We start from the raw sequence: 24,255 nt of genomic DNA on the forward strand, positions 1-24,255 counted from the left end.
CGGGGCGTACTGCGGAGCGGGCTCAGGAACCCGCCCGTACGGCGGAGCGGGCTCCGGAACCCGCCAGGTCGCCGTCAGCCGCTGCAGGGCAGTGGGGCGACGGTCGAGGTGACGCGGTAGTTCTGGTCGATGGTGACCAGTGAGTTGCCCGACCAGTCGATCTTCGCGCAGTCGGCCTCGACGGGACCGTAGACCCATGAGCGATCGACGAGCCTGTTGTCGTGGACGACCAGCCGCCCGCGGGCGTTCTTGAGCTGGATGCTGTAGGTGCCGCCCATGATGAGGTTGTCGGTGACGGTGGCGTTCATGATCTGGTCGTCGGTGAGGAAGATCGGTGCGGTGATGTCCTTGGCGTGGCGTTGGTCGACGGTGTTGTGGTGGAAGGTGAGGTTCTTTCCGGTGTTGTAGGTCTGGATGCCGTCGGAGTGGTCGCCGGGGTTGGAGCAGAGGTTGACGTAGGAGTCGCGGATGGTGACGTCGTCGCCGGAGGCGCGGAAGCCGTCGCCGTGGCCGCGGACGTGGACGCGCAGGGCGGTGTACTTGTCCTGGCCGATGCCGGGCAGGGTCTGGCAGCCGGAGGCCGGTCCGATCGTCGAGTCGGTGATGGTGAACCGGAAGGTCCTGTCACCGTCGGCGTTGATCACCCGGCCGTCGATCCGGCTGTTCCTGACCGTGACGTCGTCGGCGTTGATCACCAGGTCACCGGGGACGCGCACACCGTCGAGGACGGTGCCGCGCGCGGTGACGAGGTAGGCGGCGCTGTCCTCGTTCAGGGCCAGGGTCCGGAGCTTCGCGCCCGGCGGCACGCCCGTGCAGGCCGGCGTCGGATGCCCCGCGCACACCCTGCCGTCCGGGACGGGCTCCGGGTCGCGCGGCGGGACCGGCTTCGGCGTGAGCGTGGGCCCGCCGGTGCCACCGGTCCCGGGCGTGTCGTCCGGCCCGTCCGAGCCCTTTCCGGTCGGCGTGGGCCGGGGGGTCCCGCCGTCACCCGGGGCCTCGGAACCGTCGCCCGGAGAGGACGTGGCGGTTCCGCCCGGATCGGGGGACGGGGAGGGCGTGGCGCCCGGCCACCGGTCCTTGCCCGGCCACCGGCCTCTGCCCGGTCCCCGGCCCTCACCCGGCCACCGGTCGCCACCGGGGCGCCGGGCTTCGCCTGAGCTCCGGTCGTCGTCCGGCCCCCGCCCCTCGTCCGGCCACGGATCGTCGCCGGGCCACGCGGTCTCGCCGTCCCACGGGATCTGGTCCGGCCAGTAGCCCCGGTCCTCCCAGCCTCCCCGGTCCGGCGGCGGGGTCGTCTTCCCGGGGAACGGCCGGGGGGTGGACGACCCGGTGTCCCGCTGCTCCCCGGTCTGGGGACGCCAGCGGAAGACGACGTCCACCCAGTAGTTGTACCGCTTCGGGTTCGACCGCCGGGGGAAGGCGCTGGAGCCGTACCCGAACACGCCCGCGTCGTGCGGCGTCGTGGCCAGCGGGCCGGAGCGGGCCGGGCGGGAGCCGCTGGTGCCCACGTAGGTGCCGTGGGTGCTGTGGTAGGAGACCGTGTACGTCCGTCCGGCGGCCAGCCGTACCGGTGAGGCGAAGCGGGCCTCCTGCCAGCCCGACGCGGTCTCGTCCTCGAAGGTGACCCGCGCGAGCCGCCGCCCGCGGGCGTCCCACAGGTTTCCGGTGTGCTCGCCCTGTTCGCCCCGGGCCTTGTAGAACCGCACGCCCGTCGCCCAGCCGCCGCGGGCCGCGGTGAAACGTGTACCGAGCTCGACGGGCGCGCGGTCGGAGTGCGTCCCGGCCCGCACCGGGACGTCCGGCCGCCACAGGCTCGTCTCCTTGGCGGCGCCGGAGCCGGGGCCGCCGGAATCGGAGGAGCCGGAGTCCGCGGTGCCGTGACCCGGCGTGCCGGAGTCGGCGCCGGAGCCGGACGGGTCGGGATCGGAGGCGTCGGGGGCCGGGGTGAAGACGGCGGGGGCGGGCCGCCCGGCGGACGCCTCCCGGAAGACGACGCCGTCACGGGTGAGGACCCAGACGGCCGGGGCGGTCGTCGCCGCGAGGACGGCGACCAGTGCCGCCGTCAGAACCGGCGGTCGCCGCCGGGATGGTGCGGATGGTGCGCTCTCGCTATTCCCCTCGTGCCGTGGGGGGCTCGTACTGGACATTCCTGTGACCTCCGCGCCGGTTCTCGCCCGGCTCGACGATGTGTCCGCTTGGTCCTCGCACAGGGGACATTGTTGCGACTGGGGTCACAGATACGCACCGGATTCACGAGTATTGGTCTGCGAACGGTCCGGGAATGATCGGCGAACGGCCATGCGGACGGTCCGGTGAACGGTTATACGGCGGTCCGGAACCGGAAAGGGAATCAGAACCGGAAGCGGAACCGGAAAGAGAATCGAAGGCGGCGCCGGAAAAGTGATCATGCCGTTCGGCTTTCCGGCCGTCACGCCGCTTTCCCGGCCGGCTCAGCCCGCGCAGGGCAGCGGGCCGACGGTCGAGGTGACGCGGTACTGCTCGTCGATCGTCACCAGCGAGTTGCCCGACCAGTCGATCTTCGCGCATTCCGAGTCGACCGGTCCGTAGACCCACGATCCGTCGACCAGCTTGTTGTCCCGCATGACCAGTTTCCCGCGCCCGTTCCTCAGCTGGATGCTGTAGGTGCCGCCCATGATGAGGTTGTCGGTGACGGTGGCGTTCATGATCTGGTCGTCGGTGAGGAAGATCGGTGCGGTGATGTCCTTGGCGTGGCGTTGGTCGACGGTGTTGTGGTGGAAGGTGAGGTTCTTTCCGGTGTTGTAGGTCTGGATGCCGTCGGAGTGGTCGCCGGGGTTGGAGCAGAGGTTGACGTAGGAGTCGCGGATGGTGACGTCGTCGCCGGAGGCGCGGAAGCCGTCGCCGTGGCCGCGGACGTGGACGCGCAGGGCGGTGTACTTGTCCTGGCCGATGCCGGGCAGGGTCTGGCAGCCGGAGGCCGGTCCGATCGTCGAGTCGGTGATGGTGAACCGGAAGGTCCTGTCACCGTCGGCGTTGATGACGTATCCGTCGATCTGGCTGTTCCTGATGGTGACGTCGTCGGCGTGGACGAGCAGCACGCCGGGGACCCGCACACCTTCGAGGACGGTGCCGGACCTGGTGACGCGGTAGGCGGCGCCTTCCTCGTTCAGCGCCAGGGTCCGGAGCTTCACGCCCGGCGGCACGCCCGTACACGCCGGCGTCGGGTGTCCGGGGCAGCGGCCGGCGGCCCCGGGAGCGGGGCCGGTGGTGGGCACGACCGGTCCGGGGGTGGGTCCGCCGCTCCTCACCGGAGGAGCCGGTGCGGGGGCGCCGCACCCGGCCAGCAACGTCACGGCGGCCACCGGGACGGCGGCGAGCAGGCTGCCCCATCGCATCGCGTCGTTCACCTCGTCGCTTCCGGGCTCCGGAGCCGGTCCCGGAGTCGTTCCCACGATCCCGCGGAAAGATCCCGGTCACTGATCGCGGAGACCGGAAGCGGCCAGTCGATCCCCAGCGCCGGGTCGTCGTAGCGGACCGACAGGTCCTCGACGGGGTCGTGCTCGCGGTCGATGCGGTAGCACACGTCGGTCTGCTCGGTCAGCGCCTGGAACCCGTGCAGCAGCCCCGGCGGCACGTAGAGGGTCACGAAGCTCTCGTCGTCGAGCAGCACCGAGGTCCGCTCGCCGAAGGTGGGCGAGTCCGGACGGGCGTCCACCAGCACGTCGTGCACGGCTCCGCGCGCGCAGCGCACCAGCTTGGCCTCGCCCCGGCCGGAACGGCCGTGCAGGCCGCGGATCGTGCCCCGGCGCGAGCGTGACTGGCTGTCCTGGACGAACGCGGCGGGGTCGAGCCCGGCCCGCTCGGCGACGACCGCGTCGAAGGTCCGGGTGAACAGCCCCCGGTCGTCACGGTGCGGCGTCGGTACGAACAACAGCACCCCGTCGATGGCGGTTCGCTCTACTCTCAAGGCGTCATCCCCTTTCTCGCGGTTTCACGGTCGGTCGGGAGGCGTTCCGGTGAGCGACCAGGTGAACGACCCGGTGAACGATCCGGTGAACGATCCGGTGCCGGGCCCGGCGGACGCCCCGGCGGACGGTCCGGCGGACGGTCCGGACGGCGCCGGCGAGGACTCCCCGCCCCCCGCCGGGTGGCCGGTGGTGAGCATCGTGGTGCCGGCGCACGACGAGGAGGCCGTCATCGCGGGCGGCCTGACCCGGCTGCTCGACGGTTCGGCGTCCGGCGAGTTCGACGTCGTGGTGGTGGCCAACGCCTGCTCCGACCGTACGGCGCGGGCCGCCCGGCGGCCGGGCGTGCGGGTCCTGGAGACACCGGTCCCGGGCAAGGCCCACGCGCTGCGGCTCGGCGACGCGGCCTGCCGTACGTTCCCCCGTCTCTACCTGGACGCCGACGTCGAGCTGGACGCCGCGTCGGTGCGCGCGCTCGTCGCCGCCGCGGCCCGGCCGGGGTGCTCGCCTGTGCCCCGGTGCCCGACTGGGACCTCGCCGGAACCGGCAGGGTCGCCCGGCGCGTGCACCGGGTGCACGACCGGCTCGTCGCGCCGCTGCGCGGGCTGGCCGGGGCCGGGGCCTACCTCCTCACCGGGCGAGGGCACGCCAGGGTCTTCCCCATGCCGGACGTGATCTCCGACGACGGCTGGGTGCACGGGAGCTTCGCCCCGCACGAGCGGGTGACCGTGCCCGAGGCCCGGACCCTCGTCCGGCCCGCCCCGACCGTCGCGGCGCACCTCGACCGGCGGGTGCGGGTACGGCTCGGCAACCGGCAGCTCGCCGCGCTGGGCCGGTCCGCGGCCGAGGGCCGCCTGCGGCTCGGCTCGCTGGCCGCCCTGGTGCGGGGGCGCCGGGTGAGCCCGCTCGACGCGGCCTGCTACCTCGCCGTCCTGCTCGCGGACCGGGTGCTGACCCGGGTGCGCGCCCGCCGCGGCGGCGAGGTCCAGTGGGGCACGGACGGCGGCAGCCGCTCCCGCCCGGCCCGCTGACCCGCGTACCGCGGCGCGCCGCGCGACGGCCGCTCCCATCCCGCCGCCCGGTCCGAGTGCCGCGTCACGCCGTGCGGTGGCCGCTCCCGTCCCACCGCCCGGCCCGAATGCCGCGTCACGCCGTGCGGTGGCCGCTATCGCCCCTCCGGCCGGACTCCGCGGGCCCGTCTCGGCCGGCTCAGGCATCGGGCCTCTCGGTGATCGCGTAGACCCGGGTCAGGCCGAACGGGCCCTCCTGGCGGGTCCCGCGCCCGTACGCCACCGTGCGCAGGGGGCGGAAACGGCCGGTGCCCAGGAGGAACTCCTCCTCCGTGGGATTGAAGTAGATCACCGTGACCCGGCGCGGGTTGCGGTCCACGCTCGCGACCAGCCGCTCGATCACGGTCTCGAAGGTCTCCCCCCGGAAGGGGTTGTTGAGGAACACCACGCTGACGTCGTCGGGGATCCGGTAGTCGAGCGCGTCCGACCGGACGAGCTCGACGTCCCGGCAGCGCAGGCGCAGGCGGGTGGTCGCGAGGTTCCGCCGGGCGATGTCGTTGAGCTGCTCCGACAGCTCGACGCCGATCACCTTCCCGAACCGGTACCGGGACGCGGCCTCCAGCACCATGCGGCCCATGCCGGACCCCAGGTCGACGAACACGTCGCGTTCGCCGACCTCGTCCCGCGGCAGCGCCCGGCGCAGCGTCCGCCAGTTCGCCGCCGAGTAGTAGACCCGGTCGTGGCGGGCCAGCCCGAACTCCTCCAGGCTCACGACCTCGGCGGTCCGCACGCCGTACCGGCGTTCGAAGAGCAGCCGTCCGGCGGCGCGGCGGAGCCACCGGTGGGCCCGCCCGAACCCGCCCAGCAGGCCGCTCGCCACCGCCGCCGACGCGTCGGCGACGGCCTGCGCGACGGGGGCGGCCTCGGGGGACACGACGGTCTCGACGAGCACGCTCACGATGACCACTCCTTCGTCGTCAGGCCGGTACGGGTCAGGTGCCGGAGGTCTTATGGGGCGGACGCCGCGCCGGGGGCTTCCGGCACGGGCCCGGCTCCGGGATTCCGCGGCGCGGGTCCGGAGCCGGGGGATCCAGGGCGTCGTGTCCTCCGCCGTCCGGAGGTCACGACCCCGCGCGCCGGGGGAGGGCGGCCTCGTAGGCGGCCAGCAGCGCCGTCCGGGAGTGCTCCCAGGACAGCGGGCCGGAGACCCGGGCCCGGCCGATCTCTCCCATCCGCCGCCGCTCCCCGGGGTCGTCGAGCAGCCGGGCGACGAGCTTGGCGAACGCCGACTCGTCGTTGGCCGGCGCGTACAGCGCCGCCTCCCCGGCCGACACCCTCGCCTCCCGCAGGTCGAAGGAGACGACCGGGCGGGCCATCGCCATGTACTCCATGATCTTGTTCATGGTGGACACGTCGTTGAGCGGGTTGAGCGGGTCGGGCGCCAGGCAGACGTCGGCCGCGGACAGGTAGCGCAGCAGGTCGTCGTCGGGGATCCGGCCGGTGAACTCCACCTGGTCGGTCAGGCCCAGCTCGCGGGAGAGGGCCACCATGTCGTCGAAGGTGTCGCCGGAGCCGACGAACACCGCGTGCCAGTCCGTACGGCCCAGCTCGTCGCGGAGCCGGGCCAGCGACCGCAGCGCGTAGTCCACCCCGTCCTGCGGGCCCATCACCCCGAGGTAGCACAGCAGGTGCGGCCTGCCCCGTCTGAGCCCCTCCTCGACGGGGACCTGGTGGAACCGTTCGACCACCGGGGCGCTGCGCACCACGAACACCCGCTCCGGCCGCTTGCCGCCCCGCCGGACCGCGACGTCGCGGTAGCTCTCGTTGGTCGCGATGACCACGTCGGCCGCGCGGTAGGTGAGCCGCTCCAGGAGGCGGACGGCCCGGTAGAGGAGGTCCTCGCCGCGGCCGAAGCGCGACAGGTACAGCTCGGGCACCAGGTCGTGCTGGTCGAAGACGAACCGGGCGCCGCGCCGCCGCATCGCCAGGGCCACCAGGAACAGCAGGTCGGGCGGGTTGCAGGCGTGTACCACGTCCACCGGTCCGACCCGCCGGGCCAGCCGGAAGGTGTGCCACAGCGCCGTGCCGTACTCCCGCAGGTAGCCGAGCGGGCCGCCGGTCGCCGCCCGCAGCGGGTAGCGGTGGATGCGCACCCCCTCCACCTCGGCGTACGGCTCGGTGTCCCGTTTCGCGCCCCGCGGGCAGATGACGTGCACCTCCCAGCCGGCGTCGCGTAGCGCGGTGCTCTCCTGCCAGACCCGGCGGTCGAACGGCACGGAGAGGTTCTCGACGAGGATGAGTGCTTTCCTACCAGCCAAGGCCCACGTATCCAGGGTGTGCCCGGCGCGCGGCGGCGTCGGGGAGGCGGACGAGGTCGATGATCACGCGGTCTCCGGCTCCGGCCAGCGCGTCCAGCACGTCGGGGTCCTTGCACCCGACGACGCAGACGTCGGCGTGCGCGAGCACCTCGCCCGCGGAACCGCTCAGCAGGTCGCCCAGGTGCGGCAGTCTGCTGGCGATGTAGTCGCGGTTGGCCCCCACCAGCCGCGACAGGGAGACGTTGGCGTCGTAGATGCGCAGGTCATAGCCCTTGCCCAGGAGCCGTTCGGCCAGCTCGACCATGGGGCTCTCCCGCAGGTCGTCGGTGCCCGGCTTGAACGACAGCCCGAACAGCCCGACCCGGCGGCCGCCCGCGGCGGTCACCAGCTCGAAGGCGCGGCGCAGGTGGTCGTCGTTGGACGGCAGGACGTGCGCCAGCAGCGGCACCGAGACGTCGGCCCGGCGGGCCGCGTACACCAGGCCCCGCAGGTCCTTGGGCAGGCACGAGCCGCCGAAGGCGAAGCCCGGCCGCAGGTAGGCCGGGCTGACGTTGAGCTTGCGGTCGGCGAGGAAGACGTCCATCACCTGGTGGGAGTCGAGGCCGAGCGCCTGGCAGATCGCGCCGATCTCGTTCGCGAAACTGATCTTCAGGCCGTGGAAGGCGTTGTCGGTGTACTTCGTCATCTCGGCCACCGTGATCGGCACCCGGAACACCTCGCCCGGCAGCCCCTCGTAGAGCGCGGCGACCACGTCGCCGCTCACGCGGTCCAGTTCGCCGATGACGGTCTTGGGCGGGTCGAAGAAGTCGCGCACGCTGGTGCCCTCGCGGAGGAACTCGGGGTTGACCGCCACGCCGAAGCCGGTCCCGGCGGCCAGGCCGGACTCCCGCTCCAGGATCGGGACGAGCAGGTCCTCGCAGGTGCCGGGGAGCATGGTGCTGCGGAAGACGACGGTGTGCCGCCCCGCCCCGGCCGCCGGCGGTTCGGGGGCGGACGTCCCGGCGGGCGTCTCGACGGCGGCGGGCGTCCCGGTGGACGTCTCGGTGGCGGCCGGTGTCCCGGCGGCCAGCGCGCGGCCGATCTGCTCGGCGACCCGCTCCAGGTAGGCGGTGGACAGGCTGCCGTTGGGCGCGGACGGCGTGCCCACGCACACCAGCGAGACGTCGGTCGAACCGACCGCCTCGGCGACGTCGGCCGTGGCCCGCAGCGCGCCGCTCCGCACGGCCTCCGCGGTCAGCTCGCCGATGCGCTCCTCGACGACCGGGGCCAGGCCGCGGGTGACCAGGTCGACCTTGAGCGGATTGACGTCGACGCCGACCACCTCGTGCCCGGCGGAGGCGAGGCAGGCGGCGGAGACGCAGCCGACGTAACCGAGCCCGAAAACGCTGATTCTCACTGGGAACCGCCTCCATGGGGTCGTCCGCCGGCCGCGGGCGGGAGGCGTTTTCCGCGCCCCGCACTGCTCGTTCTCTAATCAGGTGATTTTCTGCGAGCGTTACGAAGTGAAAAATGGCAGCTCTGACTCATATGGCATTAGTTTCTCATTAATGTACGGATTTTTCGGGTCATATTTTGTAACCCCGGGCCCAGGGGAGACGCCTTCGCCGCGGCCACCGCCGAGGCGCGCGCCCGCCGCAGCGCCAGCCGGGCCGCGCTCCGGGTGACCAGCCCCTGGCACACCACCGTCTCGCCGGTCCTGGCCCGCCGCTTGTACTCGTCGTCCCCCCGCCCGAGGTCGACGCGGGTGATGCCCAGGGCCGGGGCCGCGGCGACGATCTCACGCAGCAGGATCCACCCGGGGGACAGGCCCGCGAAGGCCGGGTCGTAGACGGGGAACCACCAGTGCAGCACGTTTCCCGAGCGGATCCCGAAATGCGCGGCGACCAGATGCGGTCCCGCGTGCACCGCGGACAGGATCCCGCCGAACGAGGGGTCCCGCACCCGCAGCAGCCGCTCCAGCAGCTCGCGGCGGCCCGGTTCGGCGAAGTGGTCGCGGACGCCGGTGGCGGCGTACTGCGCCCGCTTCAGCGCCACCACCCGCCCGAGGATCTCCGGGTCGGCCGCGTCGGCGGTGAAGCGCACCGCGCCGTGGTCCCGCTCGGCCCGCCTCGCGCGGCGCCGGGCCTGCGCCATGTTGTCCCGGCCGCTGCGCGAGGCCCGGCCCAGATACCCCTCCAGCCCCCCGGAGACGTCGAGGTACGGCGACGCCCGCCGCGACTCCACCCACGGGGCGAAATCCGCGCAGCTCTCCACGAGATGGTCGAACGCGAAGCCGCGCACCCCGCCGGCGAGCAGGGCCCGCGGGGGGAAGGACGAGCCGGGCGCGAGCACCGGCCCCTGGAAGTCGGCGCCCGGCCAGCCCGCGGGCCTGGCCATCGACCCGTCGCGGTGGTGGGGCAGCAGGGCGCTGACCACGCCGCCGCCGTCCCGGCCGACGGCGACCCGTACCTCGAAGCCGCTCGCGTGCACGGCGGCGGCGAATCCGGGGTGGAAGTAGGGGCTGTCCAGCAGCGGGTTGGTCGCCCGCAGCGAATGCCAGGCGTCGAGCTCCTCGGCGGTGAGCGCGTCGAAGCCCACCGTCCGCACGCTTCGCACGGTCCGGGCGGCGGGCGCCGCGTCCGCGGGCACGGTCATCGTGGCCTCCCCCGATCGCCGGTCAGTCGGCGAGCTTCCGGATCCGGCGTGACGGCAGCAGCAGCGCCATGACCGAAGCCCTCGACGTGCGGCGCCCGGCGAGCGCGCGGGCCGCCTCGCCGAGGACGACCGCGGCGAAGAAGAGGGACCCGGCGGCCGAGCCCCGGCGCCGCCGGAACAGCCGCACCCGGTTGACGGTGAGCAGCGCGGCCAGGGTGGGGTTGACGCCGGAGTCGCCGCCGATGTGCTCGAACACCGACGACGGCTCGTACCACAGCGTCCATCCCCGGTCGGCGGCGCGCAGCGCGAACTCGGTCTCCTCGCTGTAGAGGAGGAACGACTCGTCCCACGGGCCGATCTCCCGGATGAGATCGGTGGAGACGAGCATGGCCGCGCCCGTCGCCCACGCGGCCGGACCGGCCCGCTCGTACTCCGCCGGGTCGGTGACCAGCTCGCCCAGGGTGCCGATGCGGCCCGCGAGACCGCCGCCGATCACCGCCTCGACCAGTGCCCGCCGTACGGTCGGGGTACGGCGCAGCGAGGGCTGCAGGCTGCCGTCCGGGTTCACCAGCCGCGGTACGGCGATGCCGCACCCGGGCCGCCGCAGGGCCTCGGCGAGGGGGGCCAGCGAACCCGGCCGCAGCCGGCAGTCGGGGTTGACCACCAGCACCGCGTCGAGCGCGCCGAGGTCGAGCTCCGCGACCCCCGCGTTGACCGCGGCGGCGTACCCGGCGTTGCGGCCGAGCTGGACGGTCCGGACCGGCAGGTCCGTCGCCTCCCCGGCGATCCGCAGCGAGCCGTCCCGGGAGGCGTTGTCGGCCACGACGACATGCGCGAGGCGCGTCCCGCGTGCGCCCTCGGCGAGGGAGCGCAGGCAGCCCGGGAGGACCTCCGCGCTGTTGTAGGTGACGACCACCACGGCGATCCTGGGCGCACCAGACGTCATGTACGGCTCATCGTGCCGCGCCGGGACGCCGTTACCGCGTTCCAAAAGGGCGCCGGAAAACGCCTTGAGGGTCCGAAGGGTCTCCGGGGGCGCTGGGGGTTGCCGGGAGTTGCCGGGGGTTGCCGGCGCTGCGAGGTGGCCCCGCGCCGGCCGGTGCGGCCGGTCAGCCGTGGAACCGCTTGAGCCGGCCGGTGCGGCCGGTCAGCCGCGGAACCGCTTGACCACCCGGGCGACCGTCCGGCGGGCGCGCAGCGGCAGCGGCGGGGTGCCGTCCACGACGCGGGACGCCCAGCCCGGGTCGATGTCGTGCCGCAGGCTGTTGCGCGCCTGGAGCCAGGAATCCGGGCGGGCCCGGCCGCCGTCGCTGGTGTAGGCGCGGGTGACCCCGGCCCGCCTCAGCATGCCGAGCACCCGCCGGTCGTAGGACCCGAACGGGATGGCCACCCTCGTCACCGGCCCGCCCACCAGCTCGCCGAGCAGGCGGTTCGCGCCGTCGATCTCCTCCTTCGCCTGCCGGGCGTCCAGCCGCCGCCAGTCGCGGTGGGCCCAGCCGTGCGAGCCGATCCGCATGCCCGCCGCGGCGAGCTCGCGGACCCCGTCGGCGTCCAGCCTGCCCGGCTCGCCGAGGAGCCCGGCCAGCACGAAGAACTCCGCGGTCAGACCGCGTTCGAGCAGCCGGGGGAGGGCGATCTCCACGTCGGAGGCGTTGCCGTCGTCGAAGGTGACGCGGACGTCCGGGCGGCCCGCCACGGCGTCGAGCACCCGCTCGAACCGTTCCACGTCGACCCAGGTCTCGTCCTCGCCCTCGTCGAGCGGGCGGACGGCCGGGCCGACGCCGTGGACCGTGAGGTTGACGACCGACTCCACCAGCGTCCCCTTCTCCGGCCGGGGTCTTTCGGCCACGCGGGACGGCGGGGCGGCGCGGCGTGCGGTCTTCCGGCTCCGTCCGGGATATCGGGACCGCCCGCGTCCCCCGTTACAGCGGTGGACACCCGCCCAGGCGGAAGCGACCGGGCTGACGCGACCGGGGACGGCCGAGGCCGGTCACCCGAACCAGGACGGACCCGGCGGAGCGGGGCGGACCGACCGGTGCAGGGCGGACCCGGTGGTTCAGGACGGGCCGGGCGCGTCCTGGAACTCGCCGGCCCGCAGCCGGTCGGCGTACCAGGCGACGGTACGGCGCAGGCCGTCCTCCAGTCCGATGACGGGCCGCCAGCCGAGCACGTCGGCGGTGGGACCGATGTCGGCGATCCGGGCGCTGTCCAGCGGCCGGTCGGGGAGCGCGCCGTAGCGGGGACGCGCCACGCCGCCGGTGATCCGGACCAGCAGCTCGGCGGTGTCGCGGATGGTCGTCCGCGTGCCCGAGCCGACGTCGAGGCTCCGGCCGGCCGCCTCCGGGGTCGTGGCGGCGGCCAGGAACGCCTCGACGACGTCGTCCACGTGGACCCAGTCGATCTCACGCTTGCCGCTGCTCAGAGCCGGCTCCCGCCCCCGCAGCAGCGACAGCGCCATGTACGGCACCAGCCTGGCGAGGTTCCGCTCGCCCTGGCCGTAGACCATCGCGACGCGCAGGTTCGTCACGGGGACGTCCCACAGGCGGTGGAACATCAGGGCGTAACCGCGCGCGGCCCACTTGGCGGCCGCGTAGGGGGAGGACGGCACGGCGTCTCCCTCGTCCGGGCGGAGCTCCTCCACCGACCCGGCCAGCACCACCCGCGCCCCGGGGTCCTCGGCGACCGCGGTCAGCAGGTTGACCACGCTCGCCAGGTTGCCGCGGAGCATCGTCGGGACGAGCCGGGGGTCACGCGTGCCGGCGACCTCGCTGGCGAGGTGGAAGACGACGTCGGGCCGGACGGAGCGGACCAGCGCCCCGGCCGCCTCGGTGTCGCCGACGTCGGCGACGTGCCAGGCCAGGCCGTACTCGGTTGCCCGGCCGGGTCTGCGGCTGACCGCGTGCACCCGCGCGCCGAGGGCGGCCAGGCGTCCCACCAGGCGGGCCCCGATGAACCCGGTGGCGCCCGTCACCAGCACGCGGCGGCCGTGCCAGCCAGAGGCCTCGGAGCCTTCGGGACCCCCGGAACCCGTGAAGTCCCCGGAACCACCGGAGCCGTCGAAGCCCGGGAAGCCCCCAGGACCTCCGAAGCCCTTCCGCTCGGGCCCGCTCGGCCGTTCGGATTCCGGGGCGGTCGGCATGGGCGTTCTCCCAGGTGTCGATGACGGCGCCGCCGGACGCTCCGGCCGGGCCTCGGAGGGCACAGGCGTTTCATACCGCAACCGACCCGACGATGTACCCGATAACCGATGTATCGGGAAGTTCTCCCTGGTTCTTCGGTGAGAAAGCCACGGGGCCGCCCCCGCGTGGGAGCGGCCCCGTGGCCGTGCCTTCTTTCGTTCGCTCCGGGCTCCGGAGCGGTCCGTGCGCCAGGCGCGGTCAGCCGATGCGCCAGGTGTCCCCGGCGAGCAGCAGTTCGTCCAGGTCACCGGCGCCGCGCTGGGCGGTGGCCTCCTCCAGCTGCGCGGCCATCAGCTCGTCGTAGCTCGGGCGGTCGACGTTGCGGAACACGCCGATCGGCACGTGCTCGAACGCCGGCTCGTCCAGCCGCGACAGCGCGAAGGCCAGCGTCGGGTCGGCGCGGTGGGCGTCGTGCACGAGGATCTCCTCCTCGCGCACCTCCGAGCGGGCGACGACCTCGATGCCGCCGTCGGCCGAGCGGCGGACCGCCTTGGTGGCCGAGACGATGGGCTGCCCGTGCTCCAGCCGCAGCGTGATCTCGTCGCGCTGCGCCGGGTCCTTGAGCTGTTCGAAGGCGCCGTCGTTGAAGATGTTGCAGTTCTGGTAGATCTCCACCAGGGAGGTGCCGCGGTGCTCGGCGGCCTGGCGCAGCACCGACTGCAGGTGCTTGCGGTCGGAGTCGATGGTGCGGGCCACGAACGACGCCTCCGCGCCGAGCGCCAGCGACACCGGGTTGAACGGCTTGTCCAGCGACCCCATCGGCGTGGACTTGGTGACCTTGCCGACCTCGGAGGTCGGGGAGTACTGGCCCTTGGTCAGCCCGTAGATCCGGTTGTTGAACAGCAGGATGTTGAGGTTGACGTTGCGGCGCAGCGCGTGGATCAGGTGGTTGCCGCCGATGGACAGCGAGTCGCCGTCACCGGTGATCACCCACACGCTGAGGTCCGGCCGGGAGGCGGCCAGGCCGGTGGCGATCGCCGGGGCGCGGCCGTGGATCGAGTGGAACCCGTAGGTGTTCATGTAGTACGGGAACCGCGACGAGCAGCCGATGCCCGAGACGAACACCATGTTCTCGCGCTTGAGGCCCAGCTCCGGCACGAAGGACTGGACCGCGGCGAGGATGGCGTAGTCGCCGCAGCCGGGGCACCAGCGGACCTCCTGGTCGGACTTGAAGTCCTTCATGCCCAGCGCGACGTCGGACTTGGGGACGAGGGACAGGCCCCTGCCGTTGGTGATGAGGTCACTCACTGTCGATCACATCCTGGATCACGCTCGCCAGCTCCTCGGCCTTGAACGGAAGCCCGCGCACGCGGTTGTAGCTGATGACGTCGACCAGGAAGCGGGCGCGCAGCAGCAGCGCCAGCTGGCCGAGGTTGATCTCCGGAAGGAGCACCTTGTCGTAGGAACGCAGCACCTCGCCGGTGTTGGCGGGCAGCGGGTTGAGGTGGCGCAGGTGGGCCTGGGCGACCTTGCCGCCGGACTTCCTGATCCGCCGCACCGCCGCGGCGATCGGGCCGTAGGTGGAGCCCCAGCCCAGCACCAGCACCCGGGCGTCGCCGTCGGGGTCGTCGACCTCCAGCTCCGGGATGTCGGCGGCGATGCCGTCGATCTTGGCCTGGCGCAGCCGGACCATCTTGTCGTGGTTGTTCGGGTCGTAGGAGATGTTGCCGGTGCCCTCGGCCTTCTCGATGCCGCCGATCCGGTGCTCCAGCCCCGCGGTGCCCGGGATCGCCCACGGGCGGGCCAGGGTCTCCGGGTCGCGGGCGAAGGGCAGGAACGTCGTGCCGTCCTCGCCGTTCGGCGCGGTGGCGAAGTCGACGGAGATGTCGGGCAGCTCGGCCGCGCTCGGCACCTTCCACGGCTCGGAGCCGTTGGCGAGGTAGCCGTCCGACAGCAGCATGACCGGGGTGCGGTACTTCACCGCGATCCGGGCCGCCTCGACGGCCGCGTCGAAGCAGTCGGACGGGGTGGCCGGCGCCACGATCGGCACCGGCGACTCGCCGTTGCGGCCGTACATCGCCATCAGCAGGTCGGTCTGCTCGGTCTTGGTCGGCATGCCGGTGGACGGGCCGGCCCGCTGCACGTCGACCACGACCAGCGGCAGCTCCGTGGTCACCGCCAGGCCGACGGTCTCGGCCTTCAGCGCCACGCCGGGCCCGGAGGTGGTGGTCACGCCCAGTGCCCCGCCGAACGCCGCCCCGAGCGCGGCGCCGACACCGGCGATCTCGTCCTCGGCCTGGAAGGTGCGGATGCCGAACCGCTTGTGCTTCGACAGCTCGTGCAGGATGTCGCTGGCCGGCGTGATCGGGTACGAGCCGAGGAACAGCGGCAGCTTCGACCGCACCGAGGCGGCGATCAGGCCGTAGGCCAGGGCCTGGTTGCCGGAGATGTTGCGGTAGACGCCCGGGGCCAGCTTGGCCGGCTTGACCTCGTAGGACACCGAGAACGACTCGGTGGTCTCACCGTAGTTCCAGCCCGCCTGGAAGGCCGCGATGTTGGCCTTGGCGATGTCGGGCTTCTTGGCGAACTTGGTCTCCAGGAACTGGATTGTCGCCTCGGTCGGCCGGTGGTACAGCCAGCTCAGCAGGCCCAGGGCGAACATGTTCTTGGAGCGCTCGGCGTCCTTCTTGGACAGGTCGAAGCCCTCCAGGGCCTTGACCGTCAGGGACGTCAGCGGCACCGCGTGGACCCGCCACTCGGCCAGCGAGTCGTCCTCCAGCGGGTTGGCGGTGTAGCCGACCTTCTGGAGGTTGCGCTTGGTGAACTCGTCGGTGTTGGCGATGATGTCGCCACCGCGCGGCAGGTCGGACAGGTTTGCCTTCAACGCCGCGGGGTTCATCGCGACCAGGACGTTCGGCGCGTCGCCGGGCGTGAGGATGTCGTGGTCGGCGAAGTGAAGCTGGAAACTCGACACGCCCGGCAGGGTCCCTGCGGGGGCGCGGATCTCGGCGGGGAAGTTGGGCAGGGTCGACAGGTCGTTGCCGAACTCCGCCGTCCCGGCCGTGAAGCGATCACCGGTGAGCTGCATGCCGTCGCCGGAGTCTCCGGCGAAGCGTATGATCACGCGGTCGAGTTGCTGAACCTGCTTGGTCACAGCTCGGTCCTCCTCGACGCGATGGGGCGCCGTCGCTGGTGGCACGTTTTTCTTTCCATGCTAGATCCCTCGGGGTCACGCTTCGGGTGTTCCGCGTTCCACACGGTGGAAAGGCGCGTGCTCGCGTCACACGTCCTCTGCGGGTCGCGGAGTCGGGCTTCGGAGGGGGTCGTGAAGGGCCTGGGGGACGGTCACGACCGCGGGCGACCTGCCCGACACAGCCCGGCGGCGATCCGGCACAGGTCGACGTGCAGGCGGCCGAAGAGGACGGTTGTGGTCACGATCCTCAACTATATGTCCCGCCTAAGCCGGAACCTTCTCCCCCGTAGCCATCTCCCCGTGGCGTCGGCCCCGGCGCCGGTCAGAGCCCGGTCAGAGCCCGGTCAGAGCATCGTCTGCTTGTCGAGGGTCCGGGCGCGCTCGCCGGACTCGGCGGAGTCGTAGACCGCGCCCGGCCGCATCCCCTGCGAGCCGTACAGCTCGGGGACGGTGACGAAGGTGTAACCCTCGGCCTTGAGACGCCGCAGGACCTCGGCCGTGGCCTCGGCGGCCGATTCGCCCGTGTCGTGCATGAGGATGATCGCGCCGCGCGCGGCCCCCGCGACGGCCCGCGCGGCGACGTCCGCGGGGGCGTGGCCGTCGAGGTCGCCGGTGTCGACGCTCCACCGGACCACCGGCATGCCCAGCTCGCGGGCGGCGGCGGTGATCTGGTCGCCGACCCTGCCGTACGGCGGGCGCACCAGCGTGGGCACCTGCCCGGCGGCCTGGGCGACCGCGTCCCGGCCCCGGACGAGCTGGTCGATGATCATGTTCCGGGACATGGCGCTCAGGTCGCGGTGCGACCAGGTGTGACCGGCGACCAGATGTCCCTCGGCCGTCATGCGCCGGAGCAGGTCGGGGCGGGCCACCGCGCTGGAGCCGACGCAGAAGAAGGTGGCCCTCGCCCCCTGCGCGGCGAGGGCGTCCAGCACCCCGGCGGTGCCGGTTCCGGGGCCGTCGTCGTAGGTCAGCGCGACGCACTTGGCCTTCGCGCAGTCGACGTCGCCGCCGCGCGAGCTGGTCGCCTTCGGCCGGTCGGCGTTCGGCTCCTCCAGGGAGGAGGGCGGCGGCGCCGTGGCCCGCCTGCCCGCCTCCTCGACGACCGCCCGCTGCGCCCGCAGCCCGGTCGGCGACAGCATCGGCCCGGCGGTCCCGGCCGGCACGGCCACCGCGACCCGGCCGAGGAAGCCCGGCCCGACCTGCGAGTCGTCGAACTCCACGACGAGGTCGCCGTGCATGTTGAAGGCGATGGAGTCGAAGATCTTCGGGTCCGGGGTGACCGCCTGCGGGTTCGCCGCCGCTCCCCGGGACAGCAGGCTCCGCCTGGCGAGCCTGGCCAGCTCGGTCAGGGCCGCGCGGTCCCTGAGAAGGCCGGCGGAGTCCACGGCGCGCTTGTCCACCCGGTCGTACCAGACGGTGGTGCGGGTCTCCGTCCAGCCGCCGCCGGCGGACTCGCCGGTGCGCAGCCGTACGCCGAGCACCTCTTCCGAGGCGGCGGTGAGCTGCCAGTCCACGTTGAACTCGGCGCGGGGCGACTGTCCCGCGGTGCCCTTGCGATCCTCCCGCACGCTCCGGTCGAACAGGTCGAGCTGCGCGGCCACCGTACGCCGGAGCTCCTCGGTGAGGCGGGGGGCGTCCGCGACCGAGGGGTAGGCGGCGTGCACCTCCGGCCTACCGGGGTCGCGCCGGGAGACGGTACGGACGTCGAGCCCCCGCACGGCGGTGGGGGCCACGTAGTCGACCATCGTGGGCTCCGAGCGGAGGGGGGCCTCGGTGTCGGAGGAGACCACGCCGCAACCCGCCGCGGAAGCGACGATCAGCGCGATTCCTCCGGTGAGTCGCAGACTGGGCATGGGTGCCAGGCTAGGGGCGATAAGTGGCTATTTGCCGTTTTTTGGGGTTAATGGCGGAGAGGTTTTGATCGTGAGAAGGTTTGGGTCCCCCATGGGGTGACCGGTGCCGCGGATGCTGATATAGCTGGTCAGAAGGGGCGTGCACGCGGGACCGCCGCGGGCTCCGAAGCCGGTCGGAAGGAAGCCGCGCGGGAGGATCGACGCGGGCTCCGGGGGCGGTTCGAGGGGCGTGCGCGGCGGGACTCCGCCGTGCGCGCCGGCGACGGAAAGGGAGGTCGTGACCGTGTCTCTCGGGTATCTCGGCTCCTACGCCGCGGTCCTCGCCCTGCTCGTGGTCGGGGTGGCGATCGTCGCCGGGGCGCTGTTCGCCAACCGGATGCTCAGGCCCGCCCGGCCGACCCCCGAAAAGCTGGCGACCTACGAGTGCGGCGTCGACCCGGTGGGCGAGGGCTGGGCGCAGTCCCAGGTCCGCTACTACGTCTTCACCTACCTCTACGTGATCTTCGCGGTGGACGCGGTCTTCCTCTTCCCCTGGGCGACGGTCTTCGCCGCCCCCGGGTTCGGAATGACGACGCTGGTGGAGATGTTCGTCTTCCTGGGGTTCATCGCGCTCGGCATCCTGTACGGCTGGCGCAAACGCGTCCTGACCTGGGCCTGACAACCCGGCGCCGCGCGGGACGGTCCGGCCCGCCGGAGCCCGCACCGGGAAACGGCGCCCGGCCCCGCCGAGGGTCCCACGGCCCCGGCCGACCGACACGGAAGGGAGAATGCATCACATGGCTGATCTCCCGATGCCCACCGTGGGGCCGGTCTCCCGGCTGGCTCCCAAGCCCATGCGCTTCGTCCTCAACTGGGGCCGGCGCTACTCGCTGTGGGCGTTCAACTTCGGTCTGGCCTGCTGCGCCATCGAGTTCATCGCGACCTCGATGAGCAGGCACGACTTCATCAGGTTCGGGGTCATCCCGTTCGCCAACGGCCCCCGCCAGGCCGACCTGATGATCGTCTCGGGCACGGTGACCGACAAGATGGCGCCGGCGGTCAAGCGGCTGTACGAGCAGATGCCCGACCCGAAGTACGTGATCTCCTTCGGTGCGTGCTCCAACTCGGGCGGGCCGTACTGGGACTCCTACTGCGTCACCAAGGGCGTCGACCAGATCATCCCGGTGGACGTCTACGTCCCGGGCTGTCCGCCCCGGCCCGAGGCGCTGCTGCACGGGATCATGATGCTCCAGGAGAAGATCGCCGCCGAGAACCTGGGTGACCGGTATGTCTGAGCAGCCCCCGATCCCCGAGCCGCCCGCGCGCCCCGCGACCGAGGCCGGGTCCGCGACCCCCGTCCGGGACGCCCTCCTCGCCCGGTACGGCGAGCGCGTCCAGGTGTCGGAGTCCTTCGGTGAGATCACCGCCGACGTCCCGCCGGGCGACTGGACCGACCTGCTGGAGTTCGCCCGCGACCGGGGATACGTGTTCTTCGACTGGCTGACCGGCGTGGACGAGCCGCCCGACGCCTTCTCGGTGGTCGCCCACCTCTACGACCCCGTGACCCGCGCCCACCTGCTGCCCCGCACCCGGGTGCCGCGCGCCGACCCCCGCCTGCCCAGCGCGGTCGGCGTGTTCCGGGGCGCCGACTGGCACGAGCGCGAGACCTTCGAGATGTTCGGCGTGGTCTTCGAGGGCCACCCCAACCTGGTGCCGCTGCTGCTGCCCGAGGGCTTCGAGGGGCACCCGCTGCGCAAGGACTTCGTGCTGGCCGCCCGGGTCGCCAAGGCGTGGCCCGGCGCCAAGGAGCCGGGCGAGTCCGGCCACGGATCGCCGAGCCGCCGCAAGACGCTCCCGCCCGGCGTGCCCGCCGCCGGCTGGGGGCGCGACGCCGAGGAGCGGTAACCGAGGAGCGGTGACCGGGGACGGCACGCGGCCGGGACCGGGCCGCGGTGATCCGTCCGCCGCGGTGATCTGTCCGCCGCGGTGATCCGTCCACCACGATGGATCCGGACGCCGCAGTGGTCTGTCCGCCGCGGTGAGTTCGAACGCCACGATGGATCAGTCCGCCGCGGTGGGTTCGGACGCCGCGGGGGCCGGGAATCCCGCGACGGGCGTGATTCTCGCGGCGGTGGGCGGGGATGCCGCGGGCCCGGCCGGGGCATGATGACCGGGAGACCGGCAGACCCGGCCGCCCCCGCCCGTGGGCGCGGCGGCCGAGAGGTCCGGGTCCCGGCCCCCCCGGGGCACGGCGTTGGGAGGCGTTATGGCCGTGGTGCTCGACGTCGCCGTCCGGCTGGCCGTGATCGTGGCGGCGTTCCTGGTGCTCCCGCTGATCGCCGGGCAGGCCGAGCACAAGGTCATGGCCCACATGCAGGCGCGCCTGGGCCCGATGCGCGCCGGGGGCTTCCACGGCTGGGCGCAGCTGATCGCCGACGGGGTCAAGTTCGCGCAGAAGGAGGAGATCGTCCCGGCCGCCGCCGACCGCCGGGTGTTCGCCCTGGCCCCCGCGGTGGCGCTGATCCCGTACCTCGTGGTGCTGGTGGTCGTCCCGGTCGGCCCCGGCCTGGTCGGGGTGGACCTCGACGCCGGGCTGTTCTTCGTCCTCGCCGTGATGGGAATCGGCGTGCTCGGCTCGATCATGGCCGGCTGGGCATCCGGCAACAAGTACTCGGTGCTCGGCGGCATCCGCTCGGCCGCCCAGCTCGTGTCCTACGAGCTCCCGCTGGTCCTGGCCGCCTCCAGCGTCGCGATGGCCGCCGGGACCCTCTCCCTGCCGGGCATCGTGGAGGCGTGGCGGTGGTGGTGGCTGCCCTGGCAGGCGATCGGCGCGGTCGTCTTCTTCACCGCAGGGCTCGCGGAGCTGCGCCGCCCGCCGTTCGACATGCCGATCGCCGAGTCCGAGATCATCATGGGCCCGATGACCGAGTACACCGGCATGCGGTTCGCCCTGTTCATGCTGGCCGAGTACGCCGGGATCATCGTGCTGTCCGCGCTGACCACGGTCCTGTTCCTGGGCGGCTGGCACGGCCCGCTCCTCCCCGGGCCGGTCTGGACGCTCCTGAAGGTGGCCGCCCTGGTCTTCGTGGTCATCTGGGTCCGGGTGAGCTACCCCCGGCTGCGCGAGGACCAGCTCCAGAGACTCGCCTGGGTGGGACTGGTGCCGCTGGCGCTGGTCCAGCTCGCGCTGACCGGGATCGTCCGTGTCCTGGCGGGCTGATCCCGGTGCGTCCGGCGGCCCCCGGCCGTCGTGTCCGGTTCCGGCCACGTGTCGCGCCGCCGGATACGGCCTCCGGGATTTCAAAACGTGCACGCTGGGCAGGAGGAGGACCCGCATGTGAGACAGCACGGCCATAGGACGGAACCGATGACCCTCGCACTCGCCGTGGACCATGACGACCTCGTCGTCGAGGTGCCGGAACACCCGCCGGTACGGCTGCCGCTCGCGGGCGGCGCCCGGGTGTGCACGCTGCTGTTCTTCGACTACCCGGGCCGGAGCAGGACCAGGTACGGCCTGGCGCTGCTCGACGAGTCCGGCCTGGTGATCATGCAGGCCCCCGGTTCCCGTTCGCGCGCCTATCTGGAGGCGTTCGCCCGGCGGCACGGCCTGACGTTCGAGGAGCGACGGTTCGCCACCGGCGAGGAGGCCCGTGTCGCGCTCGCCCGCCGGTCGCCGGGGTGGTGCATGGTGGGCTGGCGCATGCCGCCCCCGGCCCTGCCGCGGCTGCGCGTCCCCGGCCCGCGGAGCCTGCGGCCCCCCAAGGGGCCGGCGAAGGTCTGGTGGCGCGAACAGCTCCTGTACGCGCTGATGTGGCTGGTGCTCGCCTACGGCGCCGCCTTCGCCACCCTCGTCGTCCTCAACATGGCGAACTTCACCGACGTCACCCGGGGCATGGACACGCTCGGGATCACCTCCCTGGTGCTGGCCGGGCTGACCGCCACCGGCGCCGCCGCCGTCTTCCTGGTCGGGATCGGCAGGCGGCGGGCCCGCAGGCAGACCGCCGACAGCCGCGAGCTGCAGCGGCAGGGCAAACCGCACTGCCGGCTCGTGGTGGTGCACGACCGGCTGCTGCTGGAGACCGAGCGCAGAACCCGCGAGATCGAGGCCGACCGGCTGCTTCTCTACTCGGCCGACCCCGGGATGACCGGGCTGATCGTCGGGGAGGGCCGGTTCCACCTGCCGGGGCACTGGGACCCGGAGGCGGCGCGCCGCTTCGCCGTACGGAACGGGCTGGAGCTGGAGACCCGGACGCTGAGCCGCGAGGAGTACCTCGACCTGACGAGCCGGGTCGGGGACGCGGTGCCCTGATCCGGAACCGGCCCGCCGACCGGCCTCCGGCCGCCCCGGGGTCGCCGCCGGTGGTCCGCTCGCCGTCGGCCGTCGGCTGTTCTCGCCGGTCGCCGGTCGGCCGTTCCAGCCGTCAGCCGTCAGCCGTCAGCCGTCAGCCGTCCGCCGGTCGGCTGTTCCAGCCGTCCGCTGTCCGCCGGCGGGGACGGGGGACGGCTAGTGCACGATCCGCAGCATGATGTCGGCGGCCGTCGGCCGGTTGGCGGGCCGCTTGTCCAGGCAGGAGGCGGCCAGCGGGCGCAGTGACGACGGCAGCGAGGACAGGTCGGGGTGGTGGCTGATCACCCGGTTCAGGATCGCCGGGATGGTGTCCGCGCCGAAGGCCACCCGGCCGGAGGCGGCGAAGATCATCGTGGACGCCCAGCTGAACACGTCGGACTCCGGGCCGACGTGCTCGCCGGAGATCTGCTCCGGGGACATGTATGCCGGGGTGCCGATGACGCTGCCGGTGGCCGTGGCCGTCGCCTGGTCCAGGGCGCGGGCGATGCCGAAGTCGATCACACGCGGCCCGTCCCCGCCGATCAGCACGTTGGCCGGTTTGAAGTCACGGTGCACCACGCCCGCCCGGTGGATCGCGGCCAGCGCGCCGGCCGTGGACAAGGCCAGCCGGGTCAGGCCGTCCTCGGTGCGGGGACCCTGCTCGCGGACCAGCTGCTCCAGGGAGACGCCGTCGACGTACTCGCTGACGACGTAGGCCTGGTCGTCGGTGATGTTCACGTCGAGCACCCGGGCCGTGGAGAACGTCGCCACCCTCCGCGTCGCCTCCACCTCCCGGATGAACCGTTCCCTGACCACCGGGTCGCCGGTGAAGTGCTCGTGCAGGACCTTGATCGCCACCTTCTCCCCCCGGGGGGTGAGCGCCAGGTGGACCGTGCCCTGGCCGCCTCTGCCGAGGGTGCCGACCAGCCGGTACGGCCCCAGGCGGCGCTCCTCGTGGTCGTGACCGCCCTGCGGGTCACGACGGTCGTGACCGTCGTGCCGGCCGCCGCGGTCACGGTGGCCGTCGTGGCTGTCCTGGCCTTCGCGGCCTTCGCGGCCGCGGAGGGAGCCGGCGGGCCCGCCGGCTCCGGTGAAGGTCCCGGCGGGCGAGGGCCGGTCGTAGGGCCCCGGGGTGTGGTGGGCCGGGGTCCGCGACGTGCCGTACGGCGGTTCGCCGGGCCGGGGCCCCCGCGGGGAGGCGGGCTCCCGGCCGGGGACGGGGGAGTCGGGTGCGGCGCGGCGACGGCCGGGGCGTGGGACCCCGGCGGCCCGTACGGTGTCGCCGGACCCGCTCCGTGCGAGGCCGAGGTCGGTCCGTACGGTGTCACCGGACCTACCCCGGGCGCAGCCGAAGCCGGTCCGTGCGCCGCCGGGATCGGTCCGTGTGCCGCCGAAGCCGGTCCGTGTGACGCCGGGGCGGGCCCGGCCGGTGACCCCGCCGACGTCCTCTGCTGCGCGTATGGGCCGGGCGGCGAGCCGTACCGTGACCGTGATCCACGCGGAGCTGTTTCGTGCGATTCACGCGGTTCGTACGGCTTGTACGGCGATCCGGGCGGCGGCTCGGCGGAGGGACCGTGCGGTGGCCGGCGCGGCGCCTCGTACGGCGATCCGTGCCGTGAGGGGTGCGTCATCTCGTGCGAGGACCCGTGCCGCGAGCCGTGCTTCGTCCCGTACGGCTCGCCGTACGGTTCGTACGACCCGTACGGCGCCGCCTGCCGCGGGGATCCCTCCCGCCGGAAAACCGCGCCCCGGATGATCAACGCGTGTCCCAGGCCGCCGATCCAGGTGCCGAAGAAGCCGATCATCATAATGGTGTCCAGCCAGGTGGGGATCAGCTCCGAGTCGCCGTAGGTGCCGGCCCCGACCAGGAACGTCGCG

The 24,255-nt window shown here is 73.2% G+C and carries 21 protein-coding genes; 7 read left to right on the top strand and 14 right to left on the bottom strand.

Going from position 1 to position 24,255, the window contains the following annotated elements:
* Nucleotides 1–74: 74 nt before the first annotated feature.
* The 3 genes from ACQP10_RS03020 to ACQP10_RS03030 all read right to left on the bottom strand — a co-directional run bounded on the left by ACQP10_RS03020 (nucleotide 75) and on the right by ACQP10_RS03030 (nucleotide 3,946).
* Entirely contained in the window at nucleotides 75–2,147 is a 2,073-nt protein-coding gene (locus tag ACQP10_RS03020) for a DUF4082 domain-containing protein (RefSeq protein ID WP_399498910.1), read from the bottom strand.
* Nucleotides 2,148–2,450: 303 nt separating this feature from the next.
* Nucleotides 2,451–3,374: a right-handed parallel beta-helix repeat-containing protein gene (locus ACQP10_RS03025; RefSeq protein WP_399498911.1), complete on the bottom strand. Its 924-nt coding sequence runs from the start codon at nucleotides 3,372–3,374 to the stop codon at nucleotides 2,451–2,453.
* 8 nt (nucleotides 3,375–3,382) lie between these two features.
* Nucleotides 3,383–3,946, bottom strand: coding sequence for a dTDP-4-dehydrorhamnose 3,5-epimerase family protein (locus ACQP10_RS03030; protein WP_399498912.1), 564 nt, complete (start codon nucleotides 3,944–3,946; stop codon nucleotides 3,383–3,385).
* 49 nt (nucleotides 3,947–3,995) lie between these two features.
* Here ACQP10_RS03030 and ACQP10_RS03035 point away from each other — a divergent pair, with 49 nt between their 5' ends.
* A complete protein-coding gene (locus tag ACQP10_RS03035; protein WP_433540835.1) occupies nucleotides 3,996–4,619 on the top strand; it encodes a glycosyltransferase in 624 nt (207 codons plus the stop codon).
* The gene (locus tag ACQP10_RS03040) at nucleotides 4,607–4,975 is read left to right on the top strand and encodes a hypothetical protein (protein ID WP_433540836.1); all 369 of its coding nucleotides are present in this window, start codon (nucleotides 4,607–4,609) and stop codon (nucleotides 4,973–4,975) included. The genes ACQP10_RS03035 and ACQP10_RS03040 overlap by 13 nt, the downstream gene beginning before the upstream one ends.
* A 178-nt stretch (nucleotides 4,976–5,153) precedes the next feature.
* Here ACQP10_RS03040 and ACQP10_RS03045 read toward each other — a convergent pair whose 3' ends face one another.
* The 10 genes from ACQP10_RS03045 to ACQP10_RS03090 form a co-directional block, all read right to left on the bottom strand.
* Nucleotides 5,154–5,912: a methyltransferase domain-containing protein gene (locus tag ACQP10_RS03045; protein WP_433540837.1), complete on the bottom strand. Its 759-nt coding sequence runs from the start codon at nucleotides 5,910–5,912 to the stop codon at nucleotides 5,154–5,156.
* Between the two features lie 163 nt (nucleotides 5,913–6,075).
* A complete protein-coding gene (locus ACQP10_RS03050) occupies nucleotides 6,076–7,272 on the bottom strand; it encodes a glycosyltransferase family 4 protein (protein WP_346017850.1) in 1,197 nt (398 codons plus the stop codon).
* Complete coding sequence (locus ACQP10_RS03055; RefSeq protein ID WP_346017849.1) at nucleotides 7,262–8,668, bottom strand: nucleotide sugar dehydrogenase; 1,407 nt, start codon at nucleotides 8,666–8,668, stop codon at nucleotides 7,262–7,264. The genes ACQP10_RS03050 and ACQP10_RS03055 overlap by 11 nt, the downstream gene beginning before the upstream one ends.
* A 137-nt stretch (nucleotides 8,669–8,805) precedes the next feature.
* Complete coding sequence (locus ACQP10_RS03060; RefSeq protein ID WP_433540838.1) at nucleotides 8,806–9,906, bottom strand: GNAT family N-acetyltransferase; 1,101 nt, start codon at nucleotides 9,904–9,906, stop codon at nucleotides 8,806–8,808.
* 22 nt (nucleotides 9,907–9,928) lie between these two features.
* Complete coding sequence (locus ACQP10_RS03065; RefSeq protein WP_433540839.1) at nucleotides 9,929–10,852, bottom strand: glycosyltransferase family 2 protein; 924 nt, start codon at nucleotides 10,850–10,852, stop codon at nucleotides 9,929–9,931.
* Nucleotides 10,853–11,053: 201 nt separating this feature from the next.
* Complete coding sequence (locus ACQP10_RS03070) at nucleotides 11,054–11,755, bottom strand: polysaccharide deacetylase family protein (RefSeq protein ID WP_433540840.1); 702 nt, start codon at nucleotides 11,753–11,755, stop codon at nucleotides 11,054–11,056.
* Between the two features lie 207 nt (nucleotides 11,756–11,962).
* Nucleotides 11,963–12,883 carry an NAD-dependent epimerase/dehydratase family protein gene (locus ACQP10_RS03075; protein ID WP_433540841.1) on the bottom strand — a complete coding sequence of 307 codons (921 nt, stop codon included), beginning with the start codon at nucleotides 12,881–12,883 and terminating at the stop codon, nucleotides 11,963–11,965.
* A 400-nt stretch (nucleotides 12,884–13,283) separates the two neighbouring features.
* Nucleotides 13,284–14,333, bottom strand: coding sequence for a 2-oxoacid:ferredoxin oxidoreductase subunit beta (locus ACQP10_RS03080; RefSeq protein ID WP_179820304.1), 1,050 nt, complete (start codon nucleotides 14,331–14,333; stop codon nucleotides 13,284–13,286).
* Nucleotides 14,326–16,179, bottom strand: coding sequence for a 2-oxoacid:acceptor oxidoreductase subunit alpha (locus tag ACQP10_RS03085; protein ID WP_346017844.1), 1,854 nt, complete (start codon nucleotides 16,177–16,179; stop codon nucleotides 14,326–14,328). The genes ACQP10_RS03080 and ACQP10_RS03085 overlap by 8 nt, the downstream gene beginning before the upstream one ends.
* Before the next feature lie 383 nt (nucleotides 16,180–16,562).
* The gene (locus ACQP10_RS03090; RefSeq protein ID WP_399498922.1) at nucleotides 16,563–18,071 is read right to left on the bottom strand and encodes a polysaccharide deacetylase family protein; all 1,509 of its coding nucleotides are present in this window, start codon (nucleotides 18,069–18,071) and stop codon (nucleotides 16,563–16,565) included.
* A gap of 277 nt (nucleotides 18,072–18,348) precedes the next feature.
* Between ACQP10_RS03090 and ACQP10_RS03095 the strand changes: the two genes are divergently transcribed.
* From ACQP10_RS03095 to ACQP10_RS03115, 5 genes are all read left to right on the top strand, one after another.
* Entirely contained in the window at nucleotides 18,349–18,729 is a 381-nt protein-coding gene (locus ACQP10_RS03095) for an NADH-quinone oxidoreductase subunit A (RefSeq protein ID WP_346017842.1), read from the top strand.
* A gap of 118 nt (nucleotides 18,730–18,847) precedes the next feature.
* Nucleotides 18,848–19,345, top strand: coding sequence for an NADH-quinone oxidoreductase subunit B (locus ACQP10_RS03100; RefSeq protein WP_179820297.1), 498 nt, complete (start codon nucleotides 18,848–18,850; stop codon nucleotides 19,343–19,345).
* Nucleotides 19,338–19,955, top strand: coding sequence for an NADH-quinone oxidoreductase subunit C (locus ACQP10_RS03105; RefSeq protein WP_399498924.1), 618 nt, complete (start codon nucleotides 19,338–19,340; stop codon nucleotides 19,953–19,955). The genes ACQP10_RS03100 and ACQP10_RS03105 overlap by 8 nt, the downstream gene beginning before the upstream one ends.
* Before the next feature lie 361 nt (nucleotides 19,956–20,316).
* Nucleotides 20,317–21,270, top strand: coding sequence for an NADH-quinone oxidoreductase subunit NuoH (gene nuoH, locus ACQP10_RS03110; RefSeq protein ID WP_346017840.1), 954 nt, complete (start codon nucleotides 20,317–20,319; stop codon nucleotides 21,268–21,270).
* 147 nt (nucleotides 21,271–21,417) lie between these two features.
* A complete protein-coding gene (locus ACQP10_RS03115) occupies nucleotides 21,418–22,359 on the top strand; it encodes a hypothetical protein (RefSeq protein ID WP_346017839.1) in 942 nt (313 codons plus the stop codon).
* A 195-nt stretch (nucleotides 22,360–22,554) separates the two neighbouring features.
* Here the strand turns inward: ACQP10_RS03115 and ACQP10_RS03120 are convergent, their stop codons facing one another.
* Nucleotides 22,555–23,895: a protein kinase domain-containing protein gene (locus ACQP10_RS03120; protein ID WP_433541871.1), complete on the bottom strand. Its 1,341-nt coding sequence runs from the start codon at nucleotides 23,893–23,895 to the stop codon at nucleotides 22,555–22,557.
* Between the last annotated feature and the right edge of the window lie 360 nt (nucleotides 23,896–24,255).

Origin of the sequence: Streptosporangium sandarakinum (genome assembly GCF_050942225.1) — a bacterium.
Classification (GTDB): domain Bacteria; phylum Actinomycetota; class Actinomycetes; order Streptosporangiales; family Streptosporangiaceae; genus Streptosporangium; species Streptosporangium nondiastaticum.

Coding starts and splice junctions, on each gene's coding strand:
- ACQP10_RS03060 (WP_433540838.1), bottom strand. CDS start 9,906: ATGACCGTGCCCGCGGACGCGGCGCCCGCCGCCCGGACCGTGCGAAGC.
- ACQP10_RS03065 (WP_433540839.1), bottom strand. CDS start 10,852: ATGACGTCTGGTGCGCCCAGGATCGCCGTGGTGGTCGTCACCTACAAC.
- ACQP10_RS03040 (WP_433540836.1), top strand. CDS start 4,607: ATGCCGGACGTGATCTCCGACGACGGCTGGGTGCACGGGAGCTTCGCC.
- nuoH (WP_346017840.1), top strand. CDS start 20,317: ATGGCCGTGGTGCTCGACGTCGCCGTCCGGCTGGCCGTGATCGTGGCG.
- ACQP10_RS03025 (WP_399498911.1), bottom strand. CDS start 3,374: ATGCGATGGGGCAGCCTGCTCGCCGCCGTCCCGGTGGCCGCCGTGACG.
- ACQP10_RS03115 (WP_346017839.1), top strand. CDS start 21,418: ATGACCCTCGCACTCGCCGTGGACCATGACGACCTCGTCGTCGAGGTG.
- ACQP10_RS03105 (WP_399498924.1), top strand. CDS start 19,338: ATGTCTGAGCAGCCCCCGATCCCCGAGCCGCCCGCGCGCCCCGCGACC.
- ACQP10_RS03100 (WP_179820297.1), top strand. CDS start 18,848: ATGGCTGATCTCCCGATGCCCACCGTGGGGCCGGTCTCCCGGCTGGCT.
- ACQP10_RS03020 (WP_399498910.1), bottom strand. CDS start 2,147: ATGTCCAGTACGAGCCCCCCACGGCACGAGGGGAATAGCGAGAGCGCA.
- ACQP10_RS03090 (WP_399498922.1), bottom strand. CDS start 18,071: ATGCCCAGTCTGCGACTCACCGGAGGAATCGCGCTGATCGTCGCTTCC.